Annotated in this window: 23 protein-coding genes; 10 read left to right on the top strand and 13 right to left on the bottom strand. The window is 37.7% G+C overall.

Annotated elements, in window-relative coordinates; all coding sequences use genetic code 11:
- Positions 1-43: 43 nt before the first annotated feature.
- Positions 44-2,023, bottom strand: a complete 1,980-nt coding sequence (locus ACXACQ_RS06680; RefSeq protein WP_474975159.1) for an alpha-ketoacid dehydrogenase subunit alpha/beta — start codon at positions 2,021-2,023, stop codon at positions 44-46.
- 152 nt (positions 2,024-2,175) lie between these two features.
- Between ACXACQ_RS06680 and ACXACQ_RS06675 the strand changes: the two genes are divergently transcribed.
- The 6 genes from ACXACQ_RS06675 (at position 2,176) to ACXACQ_RS06650 (ending at position 11,275) form a co-directional block, all read left to right on the top strand.
- Positions 2,176-3,417, top strand: coding sequence for a M16 family metallopeptidase (locus ACXACQ_RS06675; RefSeq protein WP_474975158.1), 1,242 nt, complete (start codon positions 2,176-2,178; stop codon positions 3,415-3,417).
- A 2-nt stretch (positions 3,418-3,419) separates the two neighbouring features.
- On the top strand, positions 3,420-3,896 hold the full coding sequence (gene ispF / locus ACXACQ_RS06670; protein WP_474975157.1) for a 2-C-methyl-D-erythritol 2,4-cyclodiphosphate synthase: 477 nt from the start codon (positions 3,420-3,422) through the stop codon (positions 3,894-3,896).
- Positions 3,893-4,585 carry a tRNA (5-methylaminomethyl-2-thiouridine)(34)-methyltransferase MnmC2 gene (gene mnmC2 / locus ACXACQ_RS06665; protein WP_474975156.1) on the top strand — a complete coding sequence of 231 codons (693 nt, stop codon included), beginning with the start codon at positions 3,893-3,895 and terminating at the stop codon, positions 4,583-4,585. The genes ispF and mnmC2 overlap by 4 nt, the downstream gene beginning before the upstream one ends.
- Positions 4,586-4,775: 190 nt before the next feature.
- Positions 4,776-9,284, top strand: coding sequence for a glutamate synthase large subunit (gene gltB / locus ACXACQ_RS06660; protein WP_474975155.1), 4,509 nt, complete (start codon positions 4,776-4,778; stop codon positions 9,282-9,284).
- Positions 9,284-10,747, top strand: coding sequence for a glutamate synthase subunit beta (locus ACXACQ_RS06655; protein WP_474975154.1), 1,464 nt, complete (start codon positions 9,284-9,286; stop codon positions 10,745-10,747). Before gltB ends, ACXACQ_RS06655 begins: the two co-directional genes overlap by 1 nt.
- A 66-nt stretch (positions 10,748-10,813) precedes the next feature.
- Positions 10,814-11,275, top strand: coding sequence for a 3-oxoacyl-ACP synthase (locus ACXACQ_RS06650; RefSeq protein WP_474975153.1), 462 nt, complete (start codon positions 10,814-10,816; stop codon positions 11,273-11,275).
- Here the strand turns inward: ACXACQ_RS06650 and ACXACQ_RS06645 are convergent, their stop codons facing one another.
- The 3 genes from ACXACQ_RS06645 to rimO are packed head-to-tail and all read right to left on the bottom strand — an operon-like array spanning position 11,276 to position 14,741.
- Positions 11,276-11,848, bottom strand: coding sequence for a 5-formyltetrahydrofolate cyclo-ligase (locus ACXACQ_RS06645; protein WP_474975152.1), 573 nt, complete (start codon positions 11,846-11,848; stop codon positions 11,276-11,278).
- A complete protein-coding gene (gene bshC, locus ACXACQ_RS06640; protein WP_474975151.1) occupies positions 11,838-13,400 on the bottom strand; it encodes a bacillithiol biosynthesis cysteine-adding enzyme BshC in 1,563 nt (520 codons plus the stop codon). Before bshC ends, ACXACQ_RS06645 begins: the two co-directional genes overlap by 11 nt.
- Before the next feature lie 27 nt (positions 13,401-13,427).
- Positions 13,428-14,741 carry a 30S ribosomal protein S12 methylthiotransferase RimO gene (gene rimO / locus ACXACQ_RS06635; RefSeq protein ID WP_474975150.1) on the bottom strand — a complete coding sequence of 438 codons (1,314 nt, stop codon included), beginning with the start codon at positions 14,739-14,741 and terminating at the stop codon, positions 13,428-13,430.
- Positions 14,742-14,869: 128 nt separating this feature from the next.
- Between rimO and ACXACQ_RS06630 the strand changes: the two genes are divergently transcribed.
- Both ACXACQ_RS06630 and ACXACQ_RS06625 read left to right on the top strand, forming a co-directional pair.
- Complete coding sequence (locus ACXACQ_RS06630; RefSeq protein WP_474975149.1) at positions 14,870-15,322, top strand: DUF6452 family protein; 453 nt, start codon at positions 14,870-14,872, stop codon at positions 15,320-15,322.
- Entirely contained in the window at positions 15,300-16,034 is a 735-nt protein-coding gene (locus ACXACQ_RS06625) for a DUF6048 family protein (RefSeq protein WP_474975148.1), read from the top strand. The genes ACXACQ_RS06630 and ACXACQ_RS06625 overlap by 23 nt, the downstream gene beginning before the upstream one ends.
- 33 nt (positions 16,035-16,067) lie before the next feature.
- On the opposite strand, the gene ftsY is transcribed toward ACXACQ_RS06625, so the two are convergent.
- From ftsY to rpmB, 4 genes are all read right to left on the bottom strand, one after another.
- Positions 16,068-17,030 (bottom strand): signal recognition particle-docking protein FtsY, encoded by a 963-nt coding sequence (gene ftsY, locus ACXACQ_RS06620; protein WP_474975147.1) that lies wholly within the window; start codon positions 17,028-17,030, stop codon positions 16,068-16,070.
- A gap of 134 nt (positions 17,031-17,164) precedes the next feature.
- The gene (locus ACXACQ_RS06615) at positions 17,165-17,320 is read right to left on the bottom strand and encodes a DUF4295 domain-containing protein (protein ID WP_474975146.1); all 156 of its coding nucleotides are present in this window, start codon (positions 17,318-17,320) and stop codon (positions 17,165-17,167) included.
- 2 nt (positions 17,321-17,322) lie between these two features.
- Positions 17,323-17,505, bottom strand: a complete 183-nt coding sequence (gene rpmG, locus ACXACQ_RS06610) for a 50S ribosomal protein L33 (protein WP_474975145.1) — start codon at positions 17,503-17,505, stop codon at positions 17,323-17,325.
- Between the two features lie 28 nt (positions 17,506-17,533).
- Positions 17,534-17,773: a 50S ribosomal protein L28 gene (gene rpmB / locus ACXACQ_RS06605; protein WP_474975144.1), complete on the bottom strand. Its 240-nt coding sequence runs from the start codon at positions 17,771-17,773 to the stop codon at positions 17,534-17,536.
- A gap of 304 nt (positions 17,774-18,077) precedes the next feature.
- Here rpmB and rocD point away from each other — a divergent pair, with 304 nt between their 5' ends.
- Complete coding sequence (gene rocD, locus ACXACQ_RS06600) at positions 18,078-19,322, top strand: ornithine--oxo-acid transaminase (protein WP_474975143.1); 1,245 nt, start codon at positions 18,078-18,080, stop codon at positions 19,320-19,322.
- Positions 19,323-19,450: 128 nt separating this feature from the next.
- The gene (gene hemB / locus ACXACQ_RS06595; RefSeq protein ID WP_474975142.1) at positions 19,451-20,428 is read left to right on the top strand and encodes a porphobilinogen synthase; all 978 of its coding nucleotides are present in this window, start codon (positions 19,451-19,453) and stop codon (positions 20,426-20,428) included.
- A 33-nt stretch (positions 20,429-20,461) separates the two neighbouring features.
- On the opposite strand, the gene ACXACQ_RS06590 is transcribed toward hemB, so the two are convergent.
- The 5 genes from ACXACQ_RS06590 to ACXACQ_RS06570 form a co-directional block, all read right to left on the bottom strand.
- The gene (locus ACXACQ_RS06590; protein ID WP_474975141.1) at positions 20,462-20,665 is read right to left on the bottom strand and encodes a hypothetical protein; all 204 of its coding nucleotides are present in this window, start codon (positions 20,663-20,665) and stop codon (positions 20,462-20,464) included.
- Between the two features lie 9 nt (positions 20,666-20,674).
- Complete coding sequence (locus tag ACXACQ_RS06585) at positions 20,675-21,052, bottom strand: co-chaperone GroES (protein WP_474975140.1); 378 nt, start codon at positions 21,050-21,052, stop codon at positions 20,675-20,677.
- Positions 21,053-21,075: 23 nt separating this feature from the next.
- Entirely contained in the window at positions 21,076-22,368 is a 1,293-nt protein-coding gene (locus tag ACXACQ_RS06580) for a DNA recombination protein RmuC (RefSeq protein WP_474975139.1), read from the bottom strand.
- Positions 22,369-22,397: 29 nt separating this feature from the next.
- Complete coding sequence (locus tag ACXACQ_RS06575; protein WP_474975138.1) at positions 22,398-22,868, bottom strand: hypothetical protein; 471 nt, start codon at positions 22,866-22,868, stop codon at positions 22,398-22,400.
- A gap of 89 nt (positions 22,869-22,957) precedes the next feature.
- Positions 22,958-24,586 (bottom strand): S41 family peptidase, encoded by a 1,629-nt coding sequence (locus tag ACXACQ_RS06570; RefSeq protein WP_474975137.1) that lies wholly within the window; start codon positions 24,584-24,586, stop codon positions 22,958-22,960.
- Between the last annotated feature and the right edge of the window lie 27 nt (positions 24,587-24,613).

Below are 24,613 nucleotides of genomic sequence, written 5' to 3'. Positions count from 1 at the left end.
TAAAAAATAAAATTTCAATTAGCCTTTAAACGCACTAATTTAATTAAAATTCCAGCAATTCCTTAATTTTTTCCGGTAGTCTGCTTTTGGGCAAGAAGTTTTCCTCTAAACTGCGGGTAAATGGCACAGGAGTATCTAAGCTACCTAACCTCATTACGGGAGCATCTAAAGCTTTAAAGCAAAACTCTGAAACCCACGCACTAATCTCTGAAGCCACACTTCCTGTTAAACAATCTTCATTTAATACCAGCACTCGCCCTGTCTTTTCAACAGAATTTCTAACCACTTCATTATCCCATGGCTGCAGTGTTCTCAAGTCAATAATTTCTATGGAATAATCAGGAAACTGAGAACAAACATCCAGTGCCCAATGCACTCCTAATCCATAGGTAATAATGGACATGTCACTACCTTCTTGTACAACTACTCCCTTACCAATAGGAGTGGTGTAATAAGCATCGGCTACCTCTGCAGATAATGATCTGTATAAATATTTGTGTTCGAAATAAATAACTGGGTTAGGGTCTTCTATTGCCGCACATAGCAACCCTTTAGCATCAGCAGGATTAGAAGGATAAACAATTTTTAAACCAGGAGTATGAAAGAACCATGCCTCATTTGATTGACTATGGTAAGGGCCTGCTCCTACTCCAGCTCCGGTAGGCATTCGCACTACTACATCAGCATTTTGCTGCCATCTATAATGTGACTTTGCCAAGTTATTAACAATTTGATTAAAGCCACATGTCACAAAATCAGCAAACTGCATTTCAATAACTGACTTATAATTCTTAATAGACAAACCTAATCCAATTCCTACTATAGCAGATTCGCACAACGGTGTATTACGAATTCTTTCTTTACCAAACTCATTCACAAAACCTTCTGTCACCTTAAAAGCACCTCCATATTCAGCTATATCTTGCCCCATTATAACCAGGTCTTCATATTTCTGCAAGCTTTGCTTCACCCCTTCAGAAACAGCATCTATAAGCCTCTTTTGAGATTTCTCATTCCCCTCTGGCTCTACCACTCGCTGATCAAAAGGAGCAAACACATCAGCAAGCTCTGCCTCGGTATTAGCCTCTGGTGTTGGCTCTGCATAGGCAAGCTCTAGCCCCTTTTCAATCTCTTTATTTATCTTACTATGAATAGACTTAATTTTCTTATCGCTCAAAACCCCTTCAGCTAGTAAGTATTTTTCATAATTGTGAACAGGATCCTTCAATGCCCACTTATCCATGAGCTCTTTAGGAACATACTTAGTACCAGAAGCCTCTTCATGGCCACGCATTCTAAAAGTTATAGCTTCCACCAAAACAGGCCTAGGATTATTTCTCACATTTTCGGCTAACTGCCTTATGGTATCATATACTTCTAAAACATTATTACCATCAATTTTAATGGCATCCATGCCATAACCAGGACCTTTATCCACAAAACTGGCACATTTAAACTGTTCGCTACTTGGAGTAGAAAGTCCATAACCATTATTCTCTATCACAAAAATCACGGGCAAATCCCAAACGGCCGCTACGTTTAGTGCTTCATGAAAATCTCCCTCGCTGGCTCCACCATCACCTGAAAACACCAAAGTGGCTTTAGTTTCATTTCTTAACTTATTAGCCAAAGCTATACCATCTGCAACACCAAGCTGAGGCCCCAAATGTGATATCATACCTACAATATGATGCTCATTGGTACCAAAGTGAAATGAGCGATCTCTTCCTTTTGTAAATCCCAGCAACTTACCCTGAAATTGAGCAAACAACCTTTCATAAGGAATATCTCGCGCAGTAAACACACCTAAATTACGATGCATTGGAAGAATGTATTCATCAGCAGCCAGTGCCTTGGTGACTCCTACCGCTACGGCTTCTTGCCCAATACCCGAAAACCACTTACTTATTTTTCCCTGCCTGAGCAGAATAAGCATTTTTTCCTCTATTAAGCGCGGTTGCATTAATGATTCATATAATGCCATGAGCTCTTCATCTGAATATTCTTTACGATCAAAGTGCATATCTTCGGGATTTATAAGTTGGCAGCGTCACTTGCTTAGTATTACCAGCATCTGTTAGAAGGTTTACTTAAAACAAGATGCCACAATATGAACAAAATTAAAGCATTGGCTATATCTGCAAAATGATGTTATATTTTTATTTTTGTTGATACATGATAGCATTCAAGAGCTTTACTTTAGACAATGGCCTGAGAGTATATGTACATGAAGACACCAATGTACAAACGGCAGTAATCAATATTTTATATGATGTGGGGTCAAAGGACGAATCACCTGATAAAACAGGGTTTGCTCATTTATTCGAGCATCTCATGTTTGGAGGTTCGGTAAATATTCCTAATTATGATGAACCCTTACAAGTAGCTGGTGGCGAGAACAATGCTTTCACCAGTCCAGATATCACCAACTATTACCTCACTTTGCCTGCACAAAATATTGAGACAGGCTTCTGGTTGGAATCAGATAGGATGCTTAGCTTATCATTCGATCCGGAAGTACTTGAAGTACAACGCAAAGTGGTGATTGAAGAATTTAAACAGCGCTATTTAAACCAGCCCTATGGAGATGCATGGCTCAAGTTAAGGCCTGTGGTGTATGAAAAACACCCATATAACTGGCCTACTATTGGTAAAGAAATAAGTCATATAGAAAATGCTACCATGGATGATGTTAAAGCATTTTTCAAAAAACATTACGTTCCTAATCAAGCGATAATGGTAGTAGCAGGCAACGTTACTTTTGATCAGGTAAAAGAGCTCTCAGAAAAGTGGTTTGCTCCTATACCTCGAGGTAATGAATACAAAAGACAACTACCACAAGAGCCCAAGCAAACCCAGAAAAGACATATCGATGTAAGCGCTGATGTGCCTGCAGACATGCTTTACATGGCCTTTCACATGCCGGGAAAATTTGACAAAGATTATTATGCTGCTGATTTGACAAGCGACATACTGGGCAGAGACAACTCGAGCAGGCTCTACGAACCATTGGTAAGAGAAAAAAAATATTTCAGCTCAGTGGGTGCGTACATTACAGGGTCTGTTGACCCCGGGCTATTAATAATTACGGGGCGTGTATCCGAAAACATAGATATTAAAATTGCCGAACAGGCCGTTTGGGAGATCATAAACGAATTATTAAACTCAAAAATAAAAGAGGAAGAGCTTCAAAAAGTAAAAAACCAAGCAGAATCTTCACTTGTTTTTTCTGAAATAGAAATACTAAATAGAGCTAGAAATCTGGCTTTTGCGGCACTATCTGGTGATGCTAATCTGGTAAATCAGGAAGGGGAACTGATTCAACAAGTTACTACAGCTGATATTTCTAGGTTGGCAAATGACATATTAAAGCCAGAAAACTGCACAGTAATGCATTATAAATCATTGAAAAATTAAAAATGAAAATAAGAACAGGATTTGGATACGATGTTCATCAATTAAAAGAAGGTAGTGATTTTTGGTTGGGAGGAATTAAAGTAGAACATCATTCAGGAGCGGTAGGCCACTCTGACGCGGATGTACTCATCCATGTGATTTGTGATGCGCTACTTGGCGCTGCCAATATGCGTGATATTGGATTTCACTTCTCAGATAAAGACCCCAAGTTTAAGGGTATAGATAGCAAAATATTACTTAAAGATGTAATGGAGCTTCTTAGAAAAGAAGGATGGGAAATAGGAAACATTGACAGTACCATTTGTTTACAGCAACCAAAAGTAAACCCTTACATTCCTGAAATGAAAAAGTGCTTAGCTGAAGTAATGCAAATAGAAGAAGAGGATTTGTCTATTAAAGCTACAACTACAGAGAAGCTGGGCTTTGTAGGAAAAGAAGAAGGAGTAGCCGCATTTGCCACTGTTTTAATAACCAAATGACAGAAAAAAAAGAACAAATTAAATTAATAAAAACGGAAGATGGGTCTCACTCCCTGTATGTTCCCTCACTGAACGAAACCTACCATTCGTTTCATGGTGCTGTGCAGGAGTCTAAGCACGTATTTTTAAAAATGGGGCTTGACCATCTTCTTTCCATGTCTGATAAAAATGCTTTTAACATTTTTGAAGTAGGCTTTGGCACTGGACTCAATGCTTTATTGGCTGCAGAATATGCAGACAATCATCAAAAAGCATTTCATATGACTTCAATTGAAGCTTACCCTATCACCTTAGAAATTGCAGAACAGCTTAATTATTTAGAATACATAAAGCATGCTGCTGCCAAAGAATGGTTCGAAAAAATGCACACCTGCACATGGCAGGCGGATGAATTAATTCATGATAATTTCACACTAAAAAAGATCCATCAGAAACTAGAAGAGTGCACACTGCCGATCGAAAAATTTGACATCATATTCTTTGATGCCTTTGCCCCTAATAAGCAAGAGGAATTATGGACTACAGAAATTTTGAAAAAAATTACTAATTCAATGAACTCAAACGGTGTGTTTGTGACTTATTGTGCTAAGGGACAATTGAAGAGAGACCTTGCAACTTTAGGGCTCGAAGTAAGTACTTTACCAGGGCCTCCGGGTAAAAAAGAGATGGTTCGGGCAGTAAAAGCTTAGAAGCATTTCAGAGAAGTGGCTTTGCAATCGTTTTAAATTCTTGCATTTACAATTTAAGTACGGATTAATTAAAAAAATTGTAAAATAATCCCTTATTTTATGCATATGAGCGATGTATTTCGTTAATTTCATGAAATTTTGTCTGTACTCATTTCGGCTGAGCCTACTTAGCCATAAAAAATAATTGTTTATGAAAAGTGACCAACAGCGGGGGTTGTACACCCCAGAGCTAGAACATGATGCCTGCGGCATAGGGTGCATAGCTAACATTGATGGCAGTAAAACTTCTGCAATAGTTCAGGATGCTATCGACATGCTTGAAAACATGGAACACCGTGGCGGTACCGGCAGTGATCCGGAAACTGGCGATGGTGCGGGTATCCTTCTACAAATTCCTCATGACTTCTTTCAACTAGAAAGTGAAAAGTTAAATTTTCAATTACCTGATGCAGGTAAATATGGTGTAGGTATGCTATTCCTACCCGTAAACACTGCCGTCAGGAAAGAGTGTAAGGAAATTTTAGAAAAAGAAGCCTCAGAAATGGGATTTACCATTATTGGCTACAGGTCTGTTCCGGTTAACCACAATATACCTGGCGCTGGAGCCAGAAACGTGGAGCCCGTAATAGAACAGCTTTTTGTAAAACACGATAAGATAAAAGATACTGATGCCTTAGAAAGAAGACTCTTTGTGCTTAGAAATGTAGTAACACACTATATTGGCGCTAATGTAAAAGGAAACAATGGAGACTTTTACATTCCTAGTTTTTCTTCTAAAGTAATTATTTATAAAGGCCAATTAAGAACTAACCAACTTAGACCTTACTATTACGACCTTCAAAATGAGCATGTGACTTCAGCTTTATCTATCGTTCACTCTCGTTTTTCTACAAATACATTCCCTAACTGGAAACTTGCACAGCCATTCAGGTACATCGCTCACAATGGAGAAATTAATACCATCCGTGGTAATGTTACCAAAATGAAATCTAAAGAAGCCATGATGAAATCATCGCTTTTTACGGATGAAGAACTGGCTAAGATACTTCCTGTCACCAACCCAACACACTCCGACTCGGCTAACTTTGATGCTTTAGTAGAAATGCTTGTGTTAAGTGGAAGATCACTACCTCACGTAATGATGATGATGGTGCCTGAAGCTTGGGAAGACAATGAATTAATGGATGCTGACAGAAAGGCGTTCTATAAATACCATGCATCAATAATGGAACCATGGGACGGCCCCGCTGCCCTAGTATTTACAGATGGTAATCAAATTGGCGCTACACTTGACAGAAATGGCCTAAGACCTTCTAGATATTGTATTACAAAAGATGGCCGATTAATAGTTGCCTCTGAAACTGGTGCATTACCTATCGACCCTAAGTTGGTAGAAAGCAATGGAAGAATGCAGCCTGGAAAAATGCTTTTGGTTGACCTAAACAAAAAGCAAGTAATGTACGATGATGAAATCAAAGTACAAATAACCCAGCGCAAACCATACGACAAATGGATCAGAGACCATAGAACAAAGCTTAGGTTAATACCATCTCCTACTGACGTAGAAGTTGGTTTTGATAAAGAAACTTTGCTTTGCAGACAAAAGGCTTATGGCTATACCTCTGAAGAGTTAAAAATAATTTTAGGGCCTATGGCCATTAGCGGAACTGAACCCGTAGGATCTATGGGTGCGGACACACCGATTGCAGTGCTGTCTGATCAAAGCCAGCATATTGCGAATTACTTCAAACAATTGTTTGCACAAGTAAGTAATCCTCCTATTGACCCGATCAGGGAAAGAATGGTAATGTCATTATTTACCAGAGTAGGAGAAAGCTTAAATATTTTGGACGAAACCCCTGAGCACACTAAGCAAATACACATTTCTCAACCTGTGTTGCTCAATAGTGATCTTCAAAAATTTAAGATCCTGGCCAACTTTGGATTCGATTATGCTGTAATACCTGCGGTATTCAAAGCTGATGGAGAACCCAAAAGATTAGAAGAAGGCCTCGACAAAATCTGTGAATTAGCTGAAGCTGCCATTAATGAAGGTAAAAAAGTATTAGTTATTTCCGACAGAAATGTTGACAAAGACTATGCACCTATACCATCATTATTATCAACCGGTGCTATTCACCATCATCTGGTTCATAAAAAATTAAGAACCAAGGCTGGCTTAATTGTAGAAGCCGGAGACGTAAGAGAAACACATCATTTCGCTACTATTATTGGTTATGGCGCAAGTGCCATCAACCCTTATTTAGCTCTAGAGTCAATTATTGACTTGCATAAAGAAGGAAAGCTAGAAGCTGATATCACTATCGAAGAAGCTTTTGCTAACTACCAAAAAGCTATTGGATACGGCTTATTAAAAGTACTTTCCAAAATGGGAATTAGTACTTTACAGTCATACCAATCAGCCCAGATATTTGAAGCCCTAGGCTTAAGTAAAAAAGTAATCGACCGCTGTTTCAAAGGTACCATCTCTCGTATTGAAGGCTTAGACTTCGATGGCCTTGCTATAGAAGTCTTGGCTAGACACAGAAGTGCGTTCCATGCTGAAACCGACACTTTAGAAACAGGAGGGGTATACCAATGGAAAAGAAGAGGTGAGAGACATACTTTCACTCCTGAAACTATCCATTTATTACAGCATTCTACAAAAACTAATAATTTTCAGCTATACCAAAAGTATGCTGAGAAAATAAATGACCAAACGAGACATGCGCTTACTTTAAGAGGTCTATTGGATTTCAAGAGCAGAAATTCAATTCCATTAGAAGAAGTAGAATCAAAAGAAGAAATCTTCAAAAGATTCGCTACGGGGGCCATGTCATTTGGATCAATTTCTCATGAGGCTCACTCCACACTAGCCATTGCCATGAATAGAATTGGCGCTAAAAGTAATAGTGGAGAAGGAGGAGAAGATGAAGTGAGATTTGAACGTAAAGAAAACGGAGATTGGGAACGTTCTGCCATTAAGCAAGTTGCCTCAGGGCGTTTTGGAGTAACTAGTTATTACTTAACCAATGCCGATGAGATACAGATAAAAATGGCTCAAGGAGCTAAGCCTGGTGAAGGTGGTCAGCTTCCTGGTCATAAAGTGGATGATTGGATTGGAAGAGTAAGACATTCTACTCCGGGGGTAGGTTTAATATCACCTCCACCCCATCACGATATTTATTCTATTGAAGATTTAGCCCAGCTTATCTACGACCTTAAAAATGCTAATAGAGGTGCTCGAATAAACGTAAAGCTAGTTTCAGAAGCTGGAGTAGGTACTGTGGCGGCCGGTGTATCAAAAGCCAATGCAGATGTAGTACTTATATCTGGTGCTGATGGAGGAACGGGAGCCTCACCACTTAGCTCTATAAGACATGCGGGTTTACCTTGGGAGCTTGGTTTAGCAGAAGCTCACCAGACATTAGTCAAAAATGACCTAAGAAGTAGAATTACTGTTCAAACTGATGGACAGCTCAGAACAGGTAGAGATTTGGCTATTGCAACACTTTTGGGTGCTGAAGAATGGGGAATATCCACTGCTGCGTTAGTTGTAGAAGGCTGTATTATGATGAGAAAGTGTCATCTCAATACTTGTCCTGTAGGTATCGCCACGCAAAATGAAGAACTAAGAAAATTATTCACCGGAGATCCTGATCATGTGGTGAACTTCTTCACTTTCTTAGCTGAAGATTTACGACAGATAATGGCGCAGCTAGGCTTTAGAACTATCAATGAAATGGTAGGCCAAACAGATGTACTTAAATTAAGAAGTGACATAGAACACTGGAAGTACAAAAGCCTTGACTTATCTCCAATTTTATATAAAGAAGCTATATCTAATCACATTGGTATCTACAAACAAGTAGAGCAAGATCACGAAATTGACCATGTGTTAGATTGGGAACTACTTGAGGCTGCAAAACCAGCCCTAGAAAACAAAATACCAGTACAGCATACTTTCAATATTAAAAACACAGACAGAACTGCAGGAGCAATTTTATCTAACGAAATAAGTAAAGTATACAAAGGTGAAGGTTTACCGGCAGACACCATCCACTATCAATTTAGAGGTTCAGCAGGTCAAAGCTTCGGAGCATTATCTACCAGCGGTGTTACTTTCGAATTAGCAGGAGAAGCTAATGATTACTTCGGTAAAGGCCTTTGCGGAGGTAACCTAATCGTTTACCCAGACAAGACTACTACCTTTAAAGCAGAAGACAACATCATTATCGGTAACGTAGCCTTCTATGGTGCCACTAAAGGAACTTCTTACATAAGGGGTATGGCAGGAGAAAGATTCTGCGTAAGAAACTCTGGAGTAGATGTAGTGGTAGAAGGTGTGGGTGATCACGCTTGTGAATACATGACTGGTGGAAATGTTGTAATCCTGGGTCCTACTGGCAAAAACTTTGGAGCTGGTATGAGTGGAGGTATTGCCTACATCTATGATAAAAATGATCAGTTTGATAAGCTTTGTAACAAAGGCATGGTATCGCTTGATCCTCTTGAAAAAGAAGATATCGATAAGCTAAAAGAAATGATCGAGAATCATATCAAATACACAGAAAGCTCATTAGGAGAAGAGATTTTAGCCAACTGGGAAGCTTCACTTGAGAAGTTCATCAAGGTGATACCTAATGACTACAAAGCAGTTTTATTAAAAAGAAAGCAAGCATTAAAAGTAGCTGTATAATGGGACAAAAAGACGGATTTTTACAATATAACAGAGAGTTACCTTCTTCAAGAAACCCTCAGGACCGTATCAATGATTATAAAGAAATTTATGTTGAATTTCCTGAAGAAAAAACGAAGAAGCAAGCAGCAAGATGTATGGATTGTGGTATCCCTTTTTGTCATAGCGGATGCCCTCTAGGCAATATTATACCAGAATTTAATGATGCTGTTTATAGAGAACAATGGGAAGAGGCAGTAAAAATACTGACCTCTACCAATAACTTCCCTGAGTTTACAGGGAGGATCTGCCCAGCACCATGCGAAGCCAGTTGTGTGCTAGGCATTAATAAACCTCCGGTTGCTATCGAGCACATAGAGAAAAGCATCATAGAAAAAGCCTATGAACTAGGTTATGTAAAGCCTCAAACACCTCAGCATAGAACGGAGAAAAAAATAGCAGTAATAGGCTCAGGACCTGCAGGGTTAGCAGCAGCAGCTCAGCTAAACAAAGCTGGTCACAATGTTACTATTTTTGAAAGAGCAGATAGAATTGGTGGCTTACTCAGGTATGGTATTCCTGACTTTAAATTAGAGAAATGGGTAATCGATCGTAGAGTCGAGATAATGGAGCAGGAAGGCATTGTATTCAAAACCAATAGCAATATAGGCACTGACATACCTGTAGACAAACTGAATGATGAGTTTGACGCCATTGTAATCTGCGCTGGGTCTACTCAACCTAGAGATTTACCCATACCAGGTAGAGACTTAAAAGGTGTTCACTTTGCTATGGAAATGCTTACGCAGCAAAACAAAGAAGTAGCTGGTGATACTATTGAAAACAAAATATCTGCACAAGGTAAAAATGTATTAGTAATTGGTGGTGGTGACACTGGCTCGGACTGTATTGGCACCTCTCACAGACATGGTGCAACTTCTGTAACACAAATAGAATTACTATCTAAACCATTAACACACAGAACAGATAACGACCCTTGGCCTTTATGGCCCATGACCCTAAGAACTTCCTCTTCACATGAAGAAGGTGGTGAACGTTCATGGTCCATTTTAACCAAGGAATTTATAGGAGAAAATGGACAGCTCTCTAAAGTAAAGCTTGTAGACATAGAGTGGGTAAAGGATGAAAACGGCAGACAAAGCTTTAAGGAGGTAGAAGGCAGCGAAAGAGACATACCTTGCGAACTAGCTCTATTAGCTATAGGTTTTGTAGCTCCAGAAAATAAATTATTAAGTGAGTTTGGCCTTGAAACCGATGAAAGAGGTAATGCGAAAACTGAAGGATATCAAACCAATGTAGAGCATGTATTTGCTGCTGGCGATGCAAGAAGAGGACAATCTCTAGTGGTTTGGGCCATTTCAGAAGGAAGAGAAGCTGCTATAGCGGTAGATCAGTACCTCATGGGAGAAAGCAAATTAGAGGCTAAAGACGATTCATTCTTAAATGTAGGCATAGGAAAATAAATTTTCTACCACTGCATTTGCACATAATTAAAGTTTCATACATTCGCATGTTAATTAAACATGCGAATGGAAGCTAAAGAAACAATCAAGAAGCAGCTTTATGATTACTGTGTTAATTTTGTAGAGCAACGCATTCAAAATGCAAAAGCAGCTATGAGATCAGCACAGGAAGCTGCTAACGATGAAACAAAGAGCTCGGCTGGAGATAAATATGAAACTGGTCGAGAGATGATGCAGCAGGAAATGGAAAACAATGCTGTACAGCTAAATGAAGCTACCAAACTAAAAGAGATGCTGTTTAGCGTCAACCCTTCCAAGCAATATAAATCCGTTCAGGTTGGTAGCTTGGTAAGCACTAACAATGGCTCGTTTTACATCGCTATTGGTGCAGGAAAAATTGTAATTGATAGTAAAGAATACTTTGCTATTGCGCCCTCATCTCCATTAGGCACTAAGCTTATGGACAACGCTGCAGGCTTTGAATTTGAATTAAACACTCGAAATTTTAAAATCGAAGATGTTATTTAATCAATCAAAGTAATAAGTTTTAAAAGGAGTTATACAGGCATCTAACTTCACATCTAGCTCTGTAGAGAACAGAATGTGATCTAAAGGTGGAGTTAGAGCCAATCCTACCTTCTTTGCTCTAGGCACCTTAGCCAAAAAACGGTCGTAATATCCTTTCCCATACCCTATTCTGTGCCCAGTTTTATCAAATGAGATAAGAGGAACAAAAACTACATCTATAGCTGACAAATCAGCAACATGACCTTCTACAGGCTCTGGTATACCCCATTTACTCTTTGCTAAAGTTAAATGCTCATCGTAATTATAATGAGAAAGTTCACCCTTAGGTAGTGATTTCGAAATCATTATTTTTAACGCAGGAATATCAGTTTTCAATAGTTCCACCAGCGTAAGAGTATCAACTTCTTTTTTTTCTGCTATAGCTAAGAAAGTATGTAAGCCAGAGAAATGGCCTTTCTTCAAAAATTCAGCTGCCTGCTGAATTACTAGCTGGTTTCTGATTTTAAATTCTTGAAAATCCAGCTGAAGTCGTTTTTGTAAAAATGTTTTTCGTAGCGAATTTTTATCGATCATAAGTAAGCACGTTGAAACGATAATCAAAAGGCTTGAAATTCGCCACTAATTCATGAATGAATAAACCATCTTCTAAATAGAAGTTAAGGAAATTATCAGTTCGCTCTTGCCAGCCACCATTTGGCCTTAGAAAATCATAAAGAGCATCTACCTGCCCAAGCCTATCAGCCTGTTTTTTCTTTTCGGCACGAATAAATTTTTTCTCTATATTTTCAAGTACTTTACCTGCCTTTGTTTGCTGCGCATCCACATGTTGAACGAGTGTAGGATCAATGTCCTCAGCCTGAACCTTAAGCTCTTCATATAAAGCCATCATCTTTTCATACTTCCCGTTTACTTGCAAATTTTTAGCACTGTATACCTTTACTAGCTCCTTCGCCAGCAAATCTTTAGGCTTGAAAACATCATCAATAGTGATCTGGCATTTATCCATTTTTCTATCGATATGGTGAGGAATTACCATAGCAAAGTTACGAGGCATCACCACAGGAAATGCTACATGATGATGATCGAATATAGGCTTTAATTGTAACCAATAGGCCACCTCAGCCGGGCCTCCAATATAGGCCAAGTTAGGAAGTATCACCTCTTGATAAAGTGGCCTCAGTATTACATTAGGACTAAAACATTCGGGATGCTCCTCGAGCTCCTCTAATAATTCATCTTCAGAAAATGAAATATCAGTATCTAAAACCACATATTTATTTCCTTCTTGAATCAACCTTTCACGTAACCCATCCTTTAAGTAAAAGAAATTAATATCTCGGGCAAACACCTGAGTCTTATATCCCAAATCATTTAAAGCCTTACTCTGATCTCCAACTACACACTCAGCTGTATGATTTATCAGGTCCTCTTTAATAACATTGGTCAATTCCTTTTTAAGCACTGTGTTATCTCCATCCACTACCACCAAACCATACTCCGAAAACAAATGATGGACATAGCTTCTAACAGCATTTGCCAAGTTAGTTTCCTTTAAGTAGGCCTGTTTGAAAAACTCTGGTACACCAGGGATACTTTCTACTAAACTGGATATGGATTCAACGGAAAATCGACCTACCCCACCTTTTTGCTCCGTTTGCCATTGATACTTCTTACCGTTTAGCCTAAAATGGTCAATTTCATCAAAATCATGATCTTCCGTTGCCATCCAATATACGGGCACAAAATTATATTGAGGATATTTTTCCTTCAGCTCTCTTGCTATATTAATTACCGTTACAATCTTATAAATAAAATATAACGGGCCTGTAAATAAATTGAGCTGGTGCCCCGTAGTAATGGTGAATGTGTTGCTTTCTGCAAGCAACTCCATTTGGGCTGTAAATTCAGGAGAGGGATTTAAATGCTGGTACTGTTCTTTTAAAACAGATACCAGCTTAGTTCTTTTATCGGCATCAAAGTTTTTATTACTTATCTGCTTTTCAAAATTATCAATAACAGGTTTTTCACCATAGAAGCGGTCAAGTTGACTTTCTCCTTTTAAATAATCTAAAAATAGTGACGAAAACTGGCTCGTCTTTGCGAAGTCAACTTGCGATAATCTCATATAGTTTTAACACGTTTTCATTGATAATTACACTTTTAATGTTCCGTATAAATCAAACTCTGTAGCATCGTTAATCTCTACATTTACAAAATCACCCAACCTGATGTGTGTCTCAGTTTCGTCAATAATAACTTCATTATCTACTTCTGGTGAATCGAATTCTGTACGCCCGATGTACTTACCGCCTTCTATTCTATCTACAAGAACCTTAAAAGTCTTACCTATTTTGGCTTGATTTAAGTCGTAAGATATTTGCTCTTGTAATTCCATTACGGCATTTGCCCTATCTTGTTTCGTTTTCTCAGGCACATCGTCTTCAAAATTATGTGCATGGGTATTTTCCTCATGTGAATAGGCAAATATCCCCAGCCTTTCAAATTTCATTCGCTCTACGAAATCGTACATCTCCTGAAAATCCTCCGCAGTTTCTGTAGGGTAACCAGCAATTAACGTAGTTCTCAATGCTATATTTGGCACCTTTTCTCTTATGGCATGAATAAGTTCTTCCTGTTTTTCACGGGTTGTACCCCTTCTCATATGTTTCAGTACACGCGTAGACCCATGCTGAAGAGGCATGTCTAAATAATTACAGATATTAGGCCTTTCTGCCATAACATCAAGCACATCTAATGGAAAACCTGTAGGGTATGCATAATGCAAGCGAATCCAATCAATACCTTCAACATCCGATAAGTACTTCATCAGTTCTGCAAGGTTTCTCTTGCCATATAAATCAAGACCATAATAAGTTGAATCCTGAGCTATAAGAAGCAGTTCTTTTGTACCATTCTTAGCCATATTTTTAGCTTCGAGCACAAGCTCTTCTATAGGCTTAGAAATATGCTTACCCCTCATTAAAGGAATAGCACAAAAAGAACAAGGACGATCACACCCTTCCGCTATTTTCATATAAGCATAGTGGTTAGATGTAGTCAAAATTCTCTCACCTATCAATTCTTTCTTATAATCCGCTTTAAATTTCTTCAACAATAGAGGCAGTTCCATAGTACCAAAAAAGGCATCTACCTGAGGGATTTCCTCCTCTAAGTCATCTCTGTAACGTTGTGACAAACACCCTGTCACATATAGCTTATCGATAACACCTTCCTCCTTAGCATCAGCATAGCGCAAAATAGTATCTATAGATTCTTGCTTAGCATTATCTATAAATCCGCAAGTATTAACAATAATGATATTGGCATCATCTTTCTGCGCCTCGTGCGTAGCATTGATTTTATTACCTCTCAATTGAGTAAGCATCACTTCTGAATCCACTATGTTTTTAGAACAACCTAGTGTAACGATGTTTACTTTATCCTTCTTTCTACCCTTTGTTTTCAAAATAGCGATTTTTAAATATATGCAAAGCTACTAAAACTGCTCATTAAAGTGAAAAATGTAATGCTCCTCATTTTCATTTATAAATTAATATAATGCACTCAACTGGATACGTTATATTTGTGCAGTTTATGAAATTACAATCAATTATATTAACACTCATGGCTTTACTGATGCTATCCTCTTGCTTTGAGGACGCTGACTGCAATAGCCAATCTACTTACGACTTAAAGGTTAAGTTTTACCACGCTGAAGATGGCAGCACCGACAGTCTAAGATTGATAAGAATAACAGCGGAAGGTGCAGAAGAGCCTATTTACTCTGAAATAGACACTACCAACGAAGTAGTACTGCCTTTAAGAAGAGACATTGACAGCACTACCTTTACTTTCAATACGCAATATAAAAGAGAATTCATCACTTTTAAATATCAGATAGGATCAAGATTTTTATCTGAAGACTGCGGAGTAGAGTACATTATTTCTAACCTAGAAGTAAGCAGCAACAACTTGGACTCTATCCAAATATTAAATACAATCTTGGCTGAATCAAACGAAGAAGATGTTAAAATTTTTCATTACTAGTATATTACTAATAACTACTCAAGCCTTCGTTTGTGCGCAGAATCAAGATTCTGTAAACGTGGCTAACACCGCTGACTCAGCAATAGCAAAATTAGATTCGAGCAAACTCTTTATTCCTACGGGTTTAAGAATAGGCACAGATGTAATTTCAATTATTAAAACCAACACAAAAGATAATTACTCTAATTTCACCATATCAGCCGACATTGATTTCTATAAATACTTTTTAAATTTCGAATACGGAAGGTATTCGAGATCAAAATCAAACACGTCTAATACCGCTAGTTATAATCTAAAGGGCTCGTATTTTAGAGTAGGCCCTGATATCAACCTGCTATACAAAGACCCCGACAAAAGTGCCTTATTCTTTGGTGCAAGGTATGCATTTGCAAACTTTTCTGATGATTTGGATTATGACATTGAAGATGAATCAGGATACCCAAATAGCTCAAGAAGCCTAAGCGAAAGCAATAGAAACGCAAAATGGTTTGAGCTTGTAGGAGGTCTAAAAGTTAATTTATGGAAATATTTCTGGCTCGGGTATACTGCCAGATTTAAATTTGGAGCAACCAAATTTGAAGATCAGGAATTAATACCGGGAGAAATACCAGGATTTGGGCCTACTTCAGACAAAGTAGCTTGGGACTTTAACTATTGGCTAATTTTCAGAATACCTTTTAAAAAGGATCAGCCAATACCCACAACTGAATAAAACATTAAACTAAAAAGTTTAATGTTTTATAGTTTATGCTTTCTTGAAAAAAGAATCTACGAATTCCATTTTATTGAACACCTGCAAGTCTTCTACGCGTTCTCCTACGCCAATATATTTTACAGGTATTTTAAATTCATCAGAAATGCCTATAACCACTCCCCCCTTCGCAGTTCCATCCAATTTAGTAATAGCCAATGAAGTAACCTCCGTTGCCTTAGTAAATTCACGGGCTTGAATCATAGCATTCTGACCTGTACTTCCATCTAATACCAGCAGCACTTCATTTGGTGCCTCAGGAATAAACTTCTGCATCACTCTCTTAATTTTAGAGAGCTCATTCATTAAATTCACCTTAGTATGCAAACGGCCTGCCGTATCAATAATAACCACATCAGCCCCTTCTTCTACTCCTTGCTTTACAGCATCGAAGGCCACTGCAGATGGATCAGTATTCATACCTCTTGCCACTACAGGTACACCTACACGGTCACCCCATAGTTTAATTTGATCTACAGCTGCCGCCCTAAAAGTATCTGCTGCACCTAATACCACCTTGAGCCCCTGCTTTTTAAACTGAGCTGAAAGCTTACCAATGGTTGTAGTCTTTCCAACACCATTAACACCAACTACCATAATTACATATGGCTTTTTGTCAGTTTTAGGAATGCTAAAATCAGCTAGATCTGTGGTATTATTTTCGGATAGTAATCCAGCAATTTCTTCTCTAAGAATAACATCAAGCTCTTCTACACCAAGATATTTATCTTTGGCTACACGCTCTTCTATCCTTTCTATGATTTTGATGGTAGTGTTTACACCTACATCAGAAGTAATGAGCACCTCTTCAAGTTCATCAAGTACTTCTTCATCTACTTTAGACTTCCCTACTACCGCCTTTCCCAGTTTAGTGAAAAAGCTATCTTTTGTTTTTTCCAACCCCTTATCGAGGGATTCTTTTTTTTCTCTGGAAAATAAACCTCCGAAAATTGCCATATCTATTCAGTTAGAGCACAGACTGTTTACCTGCGCCAGGCTAATACACTATAAAGTGGTGAAAATAATAAAAAAGTCCCTTCCGATTACTATCCGGAAGGGACTTTCAACAATATTGTCAATAAGTTTTGAACTTAGTTCTTTGCTAAAGTGTCTTTCACCTGATCTACAAGAACCATTTCCTCCTTGAAAGTATAGGCACCCGTCTTCTCAGATTTAACGGCCCTGATTACTTTCGCATAATTCTTACCTTCTTTTTTCTGAAGAGTTGCAACTACTTTCTTAGCCATGATTATTTAATTTCTTTGTGAATAGTATATTTTTTAAGAATAGGGTTGTATTTTTTCAACTCTATACGCTCGGTCGTATTCTTTCTATTCTTAGTAGTAATATACCTTGATGTGCCAGGCATACCACTTTCTTTATGTTCAGTACACTCTAATATCACCTGAACTCTATTTCCTTTCTTAGCCATAATACGTTTTATTAAATGCTTTTACTCCTTAAACCAATACGTTACCGTTTGCCCTGGCTTTCTTTAAAACGGCAGTAATACCATTTTTATTAATAGTTCTTATAGCAGAAGTAGACACTTTTAAAGTGATCCACTTATCCTCTTCAGGGATATAAAACCTCTTCTTTTGAAGATTTGGATTAAATCTTCTTTTAGTTTTATTGTTTGCGTGAGAAACGTTGTTTCCTACTTGAGGCCTCTTTCCGGTGATCTGGCAAACTCTTGACATCTTTATAAAAAATTAAAATTTGTACCTTTTTTAATTCGGTCTGCAAATATCGTAAAAATTTTGGCAATATTCAAAACAGAACCTGAATTATTATTCAGGACATTTCCTATTTTTCGAGATTTACTTCGCGAAGTTATTAACAATTCTCCATTATTCAAAAGTTCACGGCCCTTCAGATAACTATTTATATTTCTTACTTTTGCTAATAAGGATGATTTCTCTCCATGAACCAATGAGGAAAGGATGGCTACTTTCCGCGATAAGTAGCAGTATATTATTCATCACAGTAAATTCCTTATTTTATATGGCTGATTTAAAAAACAATCAATTAACATCTGACGAAGCGATTAAATTAGAAGATAAATATGGCGCACATAATTATCACCCGCTTCCGGTAGTACTTGCCAAAGGTGAAGGTGTGTACGTATGGGATGTAGAAGGTAAAAAATATTTTGACTTTCTTTCTTCATACAGTGCTGTAAACCAAGGTCACTGTCATCCTAAAATCATTAACACACTTAAAGAACAAGCCGAAACCCTTACCTTAACTTCAAGGGCTTTCTATAATAATGTGCTAGGAGAATATGAGCAGTTTTTAACATCTTTCTTCGGCTTCGAAAAGGTTCTCCCAATGAATACCGGAGCAGAAGCTGTTGAAACCGCCTTAAAGATCTGCAGAAAATATGCATACGAAAAACGCGGCATTGACGAAAACAAAGCAAGAATAATAGTGTGTGATGGCAACTTTCATGGAAGAACAACCACTATTATATCATTCTCTAACGATAGTGACGCCAGAGATAACTTTGGCCCTTATACTCCGGGGTTCATCCACGTACCTTATAATGATTTAGCTGCATTAGAAAACGCTTTAAAGCAAGACAATGTAGCAGGTTTCTTAGTGGAGCCCATTCAAGGCGAGGCTGGTGTAGTAGTGCCAGACCAAGGTTATTTAAAACAAGCACGAGAATTGTGTAAAGAAAATGGAGCTTTATTTATTGCCGATGAGATACAAACCGGTATTGCACGTACAGGAAAACTCATTGCTTGTGATTATGAAAATGTAAAACCAGACATGCTACTTCTTGGCAAGGCGCTTTCTGGCGGGGCATATCCAGTATCTGCAGTGCTAGCTGATAACGAAGTAATGGAGGTTATTCAACCAGGCCAACATGGAAGTACTTTTGGAGGTAATCCACTTGGCTGTAAAGTAGCTATGGCCGCACTTCAGGTAGTAGAGGAAGAAAAGCTCGCTGAAAATGCAGAAAAGCTAGGTGAACTTTTCCGTGAACGTATAAATCAATTCATCGAAAAAAATGAATTAGTGACATTAGTTAGAGGCCGAGGCTTATTAAATGCTATAGTTATTAATGATTCGCCCGATAGCTCTACCGCGTGGGACATTTGTGTAGCATTAAAAGATAATGGACTTTTAGCGAAACCTACACATGGAAACATTATCAGGTTTGCTCCTCCACTAGTAATGACTGAAGACGAACTTCACGAGTGCTGTGATATTATAGAAAAAACAATAACACAATTCTCGTAAATAAATAATTGAAAGGCAGCTATAAAGCTGCCTTTTTTATTGAATAATTATTCAGAATAAACCGCATTCCTAGCCGAAATAAAGGCCCATCGCCTATCTTTGCGCAATTCTTACAAACCGTACTAGCAATGATTCAAAGACCAAGAAGAAATAGAAAATCAGCAGCAATAAGATCATTAGTGCAGGAAACTCATGTAACTACTGACGACTTAATATTACCTCTTTTTTTACTTGAAGATCCAAAAGGAAAAATCGAAGTAAAATCAATGCCCGGAATATTTAGATTGGGGGTTGATAATATGCTTAGAGAGATTGAAGAATGTATGAAGCTTGGCGTAAAAGCGTTTGATATCTTTCCTGTGGTAGACGAAAAGCATAAAGACAAACTGGCAACAAAAAGCCACGACAATTCTTTTTTTTACCAACAGGCACTACAAAAGATAAAGAACGAATTTCCTGAAGCTTGTATAATGACTGACGTAGCAATGGATCCTTACAGTTCTGACGGGCATGACGGCATTGTTGATGAAAATGGCATCATCCTTAATGACGAATCATTAGAGATTATTGGAAAAATGGCTTTATCTCAAGCTCAATCAGGCGCTGATATTATAGGGCCATCAGATATGATGGATGGAAGAGTCGAATATATTAGAGATATACTTGATGCTAATGGGTACTCTAACGTTTCTATTATGTCTTACACAGCTAAATACGCAAGTGCATTTTATGGCCCTTTCAGAGATGCATTAGACTCAGCCCCTAAAAGCGGAGACAAGAAAACCTATCAGATGAACCCTGCCAACTTAAGAGAGGCACTTATTGAAGCGGATCTTGATGTACAAGAGGGTGCTGACTTTTTAATGGTAAAGCCAGCTTTGGCGTACTTAGATGTAATAAAACTTTTAAAGGATAATTATGACCTTCCTATAGCTGCGTATCATGTAAGTGGAGAATACTCCATGCTAATGGCGGCAGCAGAAAAGGGGTGGTTAGACAAAGTGCCGGTAATGAACGAAATGTTACTAAGCATGAAACGTGCTGGCGCAGATATTATATTAACTTACTGCGCAAAAGAATTTGCACAGCTGCAAAAACAATTATAAAACATATAAAAAGAGCGACCATGGTCGCTCTTTTTATATCTCTCTTATTTCAAAATCTTCCCCTTTCCCAAACCTCACTAAATCTTCCACTTCATACCTTTCAAGGGTGTATAAGTCTTTAAGCAGAAAGTTATCTCCACTTAACTTCTGTAAAGTCTCGAACTCATACTCCTCTCCAAAGTTTACAAGCTTATACTTCATCCCTACACGCATAGCATTAAATGACAATCCCTTCATATTGGTATCTTAAAAATCTTCTTCTCTTTCTAACATTAAAATGGAATTTTGAGGCACAATAAGGTATTTTTCATTTTCATACATCACCTCTATGGCTCCTTTTTGCATAAAAATAGCCAAATCTCCCTCCTGAGCCTGTAAAGGCAAATACTTTACACTATCTTCATTCCCCTTCCACAAATCATCTTCATCTGTAGGCATCGGCAATGGGTACCCAGGTCCTACCTTTATAATATAACCACTCTGAATTTTTTCTTTCTCCTGAACACCTGGCGGTAAAAATAAACCACTTTGCGTTTTATCAGATTGTTTTATAGGTCGTACTAAAACACGATCACCTATTATTATCAGTTTCTTTAGTTTACTATCCGGAGTAATGCTTTGCATTTTTAATTACAGTTTTATCTAAATCAAGCTTTATCTAAATAATTCTTATCTATACTTTTACTTGTTTTGGCTCCAAGCTCTCTCAGTCTTTCCGTCTTTCTGATAATATTATCTTTCCCCTCATAGAGTTTCTTCATTGCACTACTATAAGCTCCCTGACTCTGATCAATACTCACTCCCACCTTTTTCAAGTCTTCAGTAAAGGCTACAAATTTATCATATAAATTACCTCCCTGCCTAGCAATCTCCAGTGCATTTCGGTTTTGATACTCATTCTTCCAAATATTAGCTATCGTTCTTAGCGTAGCCATTAAGGTAGATGGGCTCACTATAACAATATTTTTATCATAAGCCTCACTAAATAAATTAGGATCAGCCTGCACAGCAGCACTAAAGGCGGGCTCCACGGGTACAAACATTAAAATAAAATCAAGTCCTTCTACTCCATGCAGTTTTTGATATTGCTTCAGGTCCAAACCTTTTATATGACTTCTAAGAGACATAATATGAGCTCTAAGGTGAGAAGCTGCCTCATTTTCTTCATCACTAACATAACGCTCATATGCTACAAGCGAAACCTTGGAGTCTATTATAATATTTTTTCGCTCGGGCAGTTTAATCACTACATCAGGCTGCAACCTTCTCCTTGCATCAGTGGTATGCGATTCTTGTATTACATACTCACGTCCTTTCTCCAAACCAGACTTTTCTAAGATGCTCTCTAAAATAAATTCACCCCACGTACCTTGAGTTTTAGAATCTCCCTTAAGCGCCTTAGTAAGATTTGAGGCTTCTTTAGTAATCTGCAAATTCATTTCTTTCAAAATGAATAACTGCTCCTTCAGCGCGGTATTTTGTTCTAAATTTTGACGATTAGAATCTTCTACTTTTTTTTCAAACTCCAAAATTCTATCTTTCAAAGGTGACAATACCGCTGTAAGATTCACTTTATTTTGATCAGTAAACTTTTTACTTTTCTCTTCAAAAATATCGTTAGCAAGGTTTCTAAATTGTATAGCAAACTGTTGTTGTAGCTCTAGCGTTTCAGCCTTCTGAGCCTGAAGCCTTTCTTGAGCATTCTTTAATTCTGTTTTTGCTGAGGAAAATTGGCTATTAACATTAATAAATCTATTTCTTTCTTGAGCCAGCTCCTTCTTCAGTGCGCTTAACTCATTTTGCAAAAACACAATTTTCTCATCACTACTCCTCAACTGCGCAATAATCCCCCCTGAAGATGCTTTATATTTATTACTTAATATTAGCCATACTACTAGAGCGCCAACTAGTATGCCTACTACTCCCAAAATAAATTCCATATCTAAAAAATGCTTTTACTTTTAACCTCTTAAACTGCGGCTGTTTCCTGTCTTTTATGAGCCTTTTTTACGTAACTATTTAAACGCTTCAGCACCTCGCTAGTTTTCAGGTCATGTGTGTGAATAAAACTTAAATGCGCCTTAAAAAGCACCTCTCTACTTCGCATATTTTCTTCTACCAAAACAACTTTATGTACATCAGGATATAAATGAGGCTCCAGTTTCAACACCCTATTCCATGGCACCCATTTCTGTTTTCTATTGATAAAATAATAAAACCCTTTATCATCAAAAGAAACGGCTCGCAATAAATGAGCCCTCAGGACATACAACTTGTAAAAGAAAAAAAAGTAATAAATAAGTGAGAACAGGCTTAACAAAATATGATTTTCAGAACCATTAATGCCATGCAGAAATAAATACAAGGCTGCTGCCCAAAGCAACAGCACAGTTATTTTATATAGAAGTAATTCATTCCTTGACTGAAGCCTAATGCGCATGGCATTATATTAAAATAACTTTCTTGCCGACCTGCATAAGAGCGAAATTTATCCGCTCCTCACTTCATAATACTTCGATTATGCAACTTTTACATTTTGGAATGTTCAAGTTTTTCAGCTTGGTCAAAAAGCTTCATTGCCTGCTGCAAAACCTCATTAGTTTGGTTGTAAATAGGATAAAAACCATCATTACCCCATACTTGCCTAGCAATTTGCGCTTTCATATGCAACTGAAATAAACCTCTATATTCCTTAATCTGAGTTGGCTTTGCCTTTATCCCATTAGCTAATCCAATCTTTTCCAAATCTTTAAACATGCCATCTGTAACCACAAAGTCTTTAAAAAACGCTTTAAAACCTTGCTTCTCTAATTCATCTTTGTGCTTTGCTACATAGTTAAATGTATACTCTTGAATAGAATTACTATTAAACAACTCATTTAAATAAGGTGAATTCATAGCGGTATCTAATGGCACAAAGTAATCTGGCATAATACCTCCTCCTCCGTAAACAACTCTACCATGGGTGGTCTGATATTTAAGTGAATCATTAAAATGAATGCTATCAGCACTAAAAAATTCACCGTTATTATATCTCTCTACAATATCTTTAGCGTAGTCATCTCTATCATCATAAGGTTTTTGAATAGACCTGCCACTTGGTGTGTAGTACCTAGAAATAGTAAGCCTTAATTCAGAGCCATCACTCAAATCCATTGGAGCTTGTACCAAACCTTTTCCAAAACTTCTTCTTCCTACAATTAGTGCTCGGTCATTATCCTGAAGTGCACCTGTTACTATTTCAGAAGCAGAAGCCGATCCTTCATTAATAAGTACAATAAGATCTCCTTTTTCAAAAACACCTTTTTTACTAGCATCAGCTTCTTGATCAAAACGAGATTGCTTCCCTTTAGTATACACTATACGTTCTCCATCTTTCAAAAACTCATCAGCCACTTTAATAGCATGATTCATATACCCCCCCGGGTTGCCCTGCAGATCTAAAATCAACTGAGACATGCCTTCCTTCTTTAATTTTTTAAGTGCTTCTATAAACTCTTCATAAGTAGTAGCAGAAAAACGGTTAATTTTAATATATCCCATTTTATCAGACAACATATAACTGGCATCTACTGACTGCTGAGGTATTTTATCTCTTGTAATATCAAATTCAATGGGCTCTTTCTTATTCTTCCTCTTTACTGTAACTAAAACATGAGACCCTTTCTCTCCTTTTAAATGGGTTTGAACATCTCTGTTAGTGAAACCAACACCCGCTACATCTTTCCCATCAATTTTTATAATTCTATCACCAGACATTACACCTACCGCCTCACTAGGGCCACCGCTCAAAGGGGTAACCACCACTATGGTATCCTTAAAAATATTAAACTCAACGCCAATGCCTTCAAAATTGCCTTTTAAATCTTCATTAGCCATTTTCACATCTGATGCAGGAATATAAGCACTATGCGGGTCTAGCTCAGTTAACATTTGCTCTATGGCATCGTCTACCAGCTTATTAACATTCACCTCATCCACATAATCTTTGTCTATTAAAGTAAGCACCTCCTTAAACTTCTGAAGATTAGTGCTTAAATCATTTTTTGAAGAGGGCGAATCTGTAAAATTTGCTCCTATTAAAATGCCTGCTGCTATTCCTATACATAAAATAAGAGGAAGCCTGATTTGAAACTTTGAATTATTATAATTACTCACAATGAAAAAATCATTTTTGTGTTTGTG

Source organism: Fulvivirga sp. AWR4_260, from assembly GCF_056158185.1.
The sequence above is the reverse complement of the archived record's forward strand: the minus strand, read 5'-3'. Positions and strand labels throughout refer to the sequence as shown.

Coding starts and splice junctions, on each gene's coding strand:
- ACXACQ_RS06615 (WP_474975146.1), bottom strand. CDS start 17,320: ATGGCTAAGAAAGTAGTTGCAACTCTTCAGAAAAAAGAAGGTAAGAAT.
- ACXACQ_RS06675 (WP_474975158.1), top strand. CDS start 2,176: ATGATAGCATTCAAGAGCTTTACTTTAGACAATGGCCTGAGAGTATAT.
- gltB (WP_474975155.1), top strand. CDS start 4,776: ATGAAAAGTGACCAACAGCGGGGGTTGTACACCCCAGAGCTAGAACAT.
- ispF (WP_474975157.1), top strand. CDS start 3,420: ATGAAAATAAGAACAGGATTTGGATACGATGTTCATCAATTAAAAGAA.
- ACXACQ_RS06580 (WP_474975139.1), bottom strand. CDS start 22,368: ATGGAATTTATTTTGGGAGTAGTAGGCATACTAGTTGGCGCTCTAGTA.
- mnmC2 (WP_474975156.1), top strand. CDS start 3,893: ATGACAGAAAAAAAAGAACAAATTAAATTAATAAAAACGGAAGATGGG.
- ACXACQ_RS06680 (WP_474975159.1), bottom strand. CDS start 2,023: ATGCACTTTGATCGTAAAGAATATTCAGATGAAGAGCTCATGGCATTA.
- ACXACQ_RS06585 (WP_474975140.1), bottom strand. CDS start 21,052: ATGCAAAGCATTACTCCGGATAGTAAACTAAAGAAACTGATAATAATA.
- bshC (WP_474975151.1), bottom strand. CDS start 13,400: ATGAGATTATCGCAAGTTGACTTCGCAAAGACGAGCCAGTTTTCGTCA.
- ACXACQ_RS06630 (WP_474975149.1), top strand. CDS start 14,870: ATGAAATTACAATCAATTATATTAACACTCATGGCTTTACTGATGCTA.
- rpmG (WP_474975145.1), bottom strand. CDS start 17,505: ATGGCTAAGAAAGGAAATAGAGTTCAGGTGATATTAGAGTGTACTGAA.
- ACXACQ_RS06655 (WP_474975154.1), top strand. CDS start 9,284: ATGGGACAAAAAGACGGATTTTTACAATATAACAGAGAGTTACCTTCT.
- ftsY (WP_474975147.1), bottom strand. CDS start 17,030: ATGGCAATTTTCGGAGGTTTATTTTCCAGAGAAAAAAAAGAATCCCTC.
- rocD (WP_474975143.1), top strand. CDS start 18,078: ATGGCTGATTTAAAAAACAATCAATTAACATCTGACGAAGCGATTAAA.
- ACXACQ_RS06575 (WP_474975138.1), bottom strand. CDS start 22,868: ATGCGCATTAGGCTTCAGTCAAGGAATGAATTACTTCTATATAAAATA.
- rpmB (WP_474975144.1), bottom strand. CDS start 17,773: ATGTCAAGAGTTTGCCAGATCACCGGAAAGAGGCCTCAAGTAGGAAAC.
- ACXACQ_RS06590 (WP_474975141.1), bottom strand. CDS start 20,665: ATGAAGGGATTGTCATTTAATGCTATGCGTGTAGGGATGAAGTATAAG.
- ACXACQ_RS06645 (WP_474975152.1), bottom strand. CDS start 11,848: ATGATCGATAAAAATTCGCTACGAAAAACATTTTTACAAAAACGACTT.
- ACXACQ_RS06650 (WP_474975153.1), top strand. CDS start 10,814: ATGGAAGCTAAAGAAACAATCAAGAAGCAGCTTTATGATTACTGTGTT.
- hemB (WP_474975142.1), top strand. CDS start 19,451: ATGATTCAAAGACCAAGAAGAAATAGAAAATCAGCAGCAATAAGATCA.
- ACXACQ_RS06625 (WP_474975148.1), top strand. CDS start 15,300: ATGTTAAAATTTTTCATTACTAGTATATTACTAATAACTACTCAAGCC.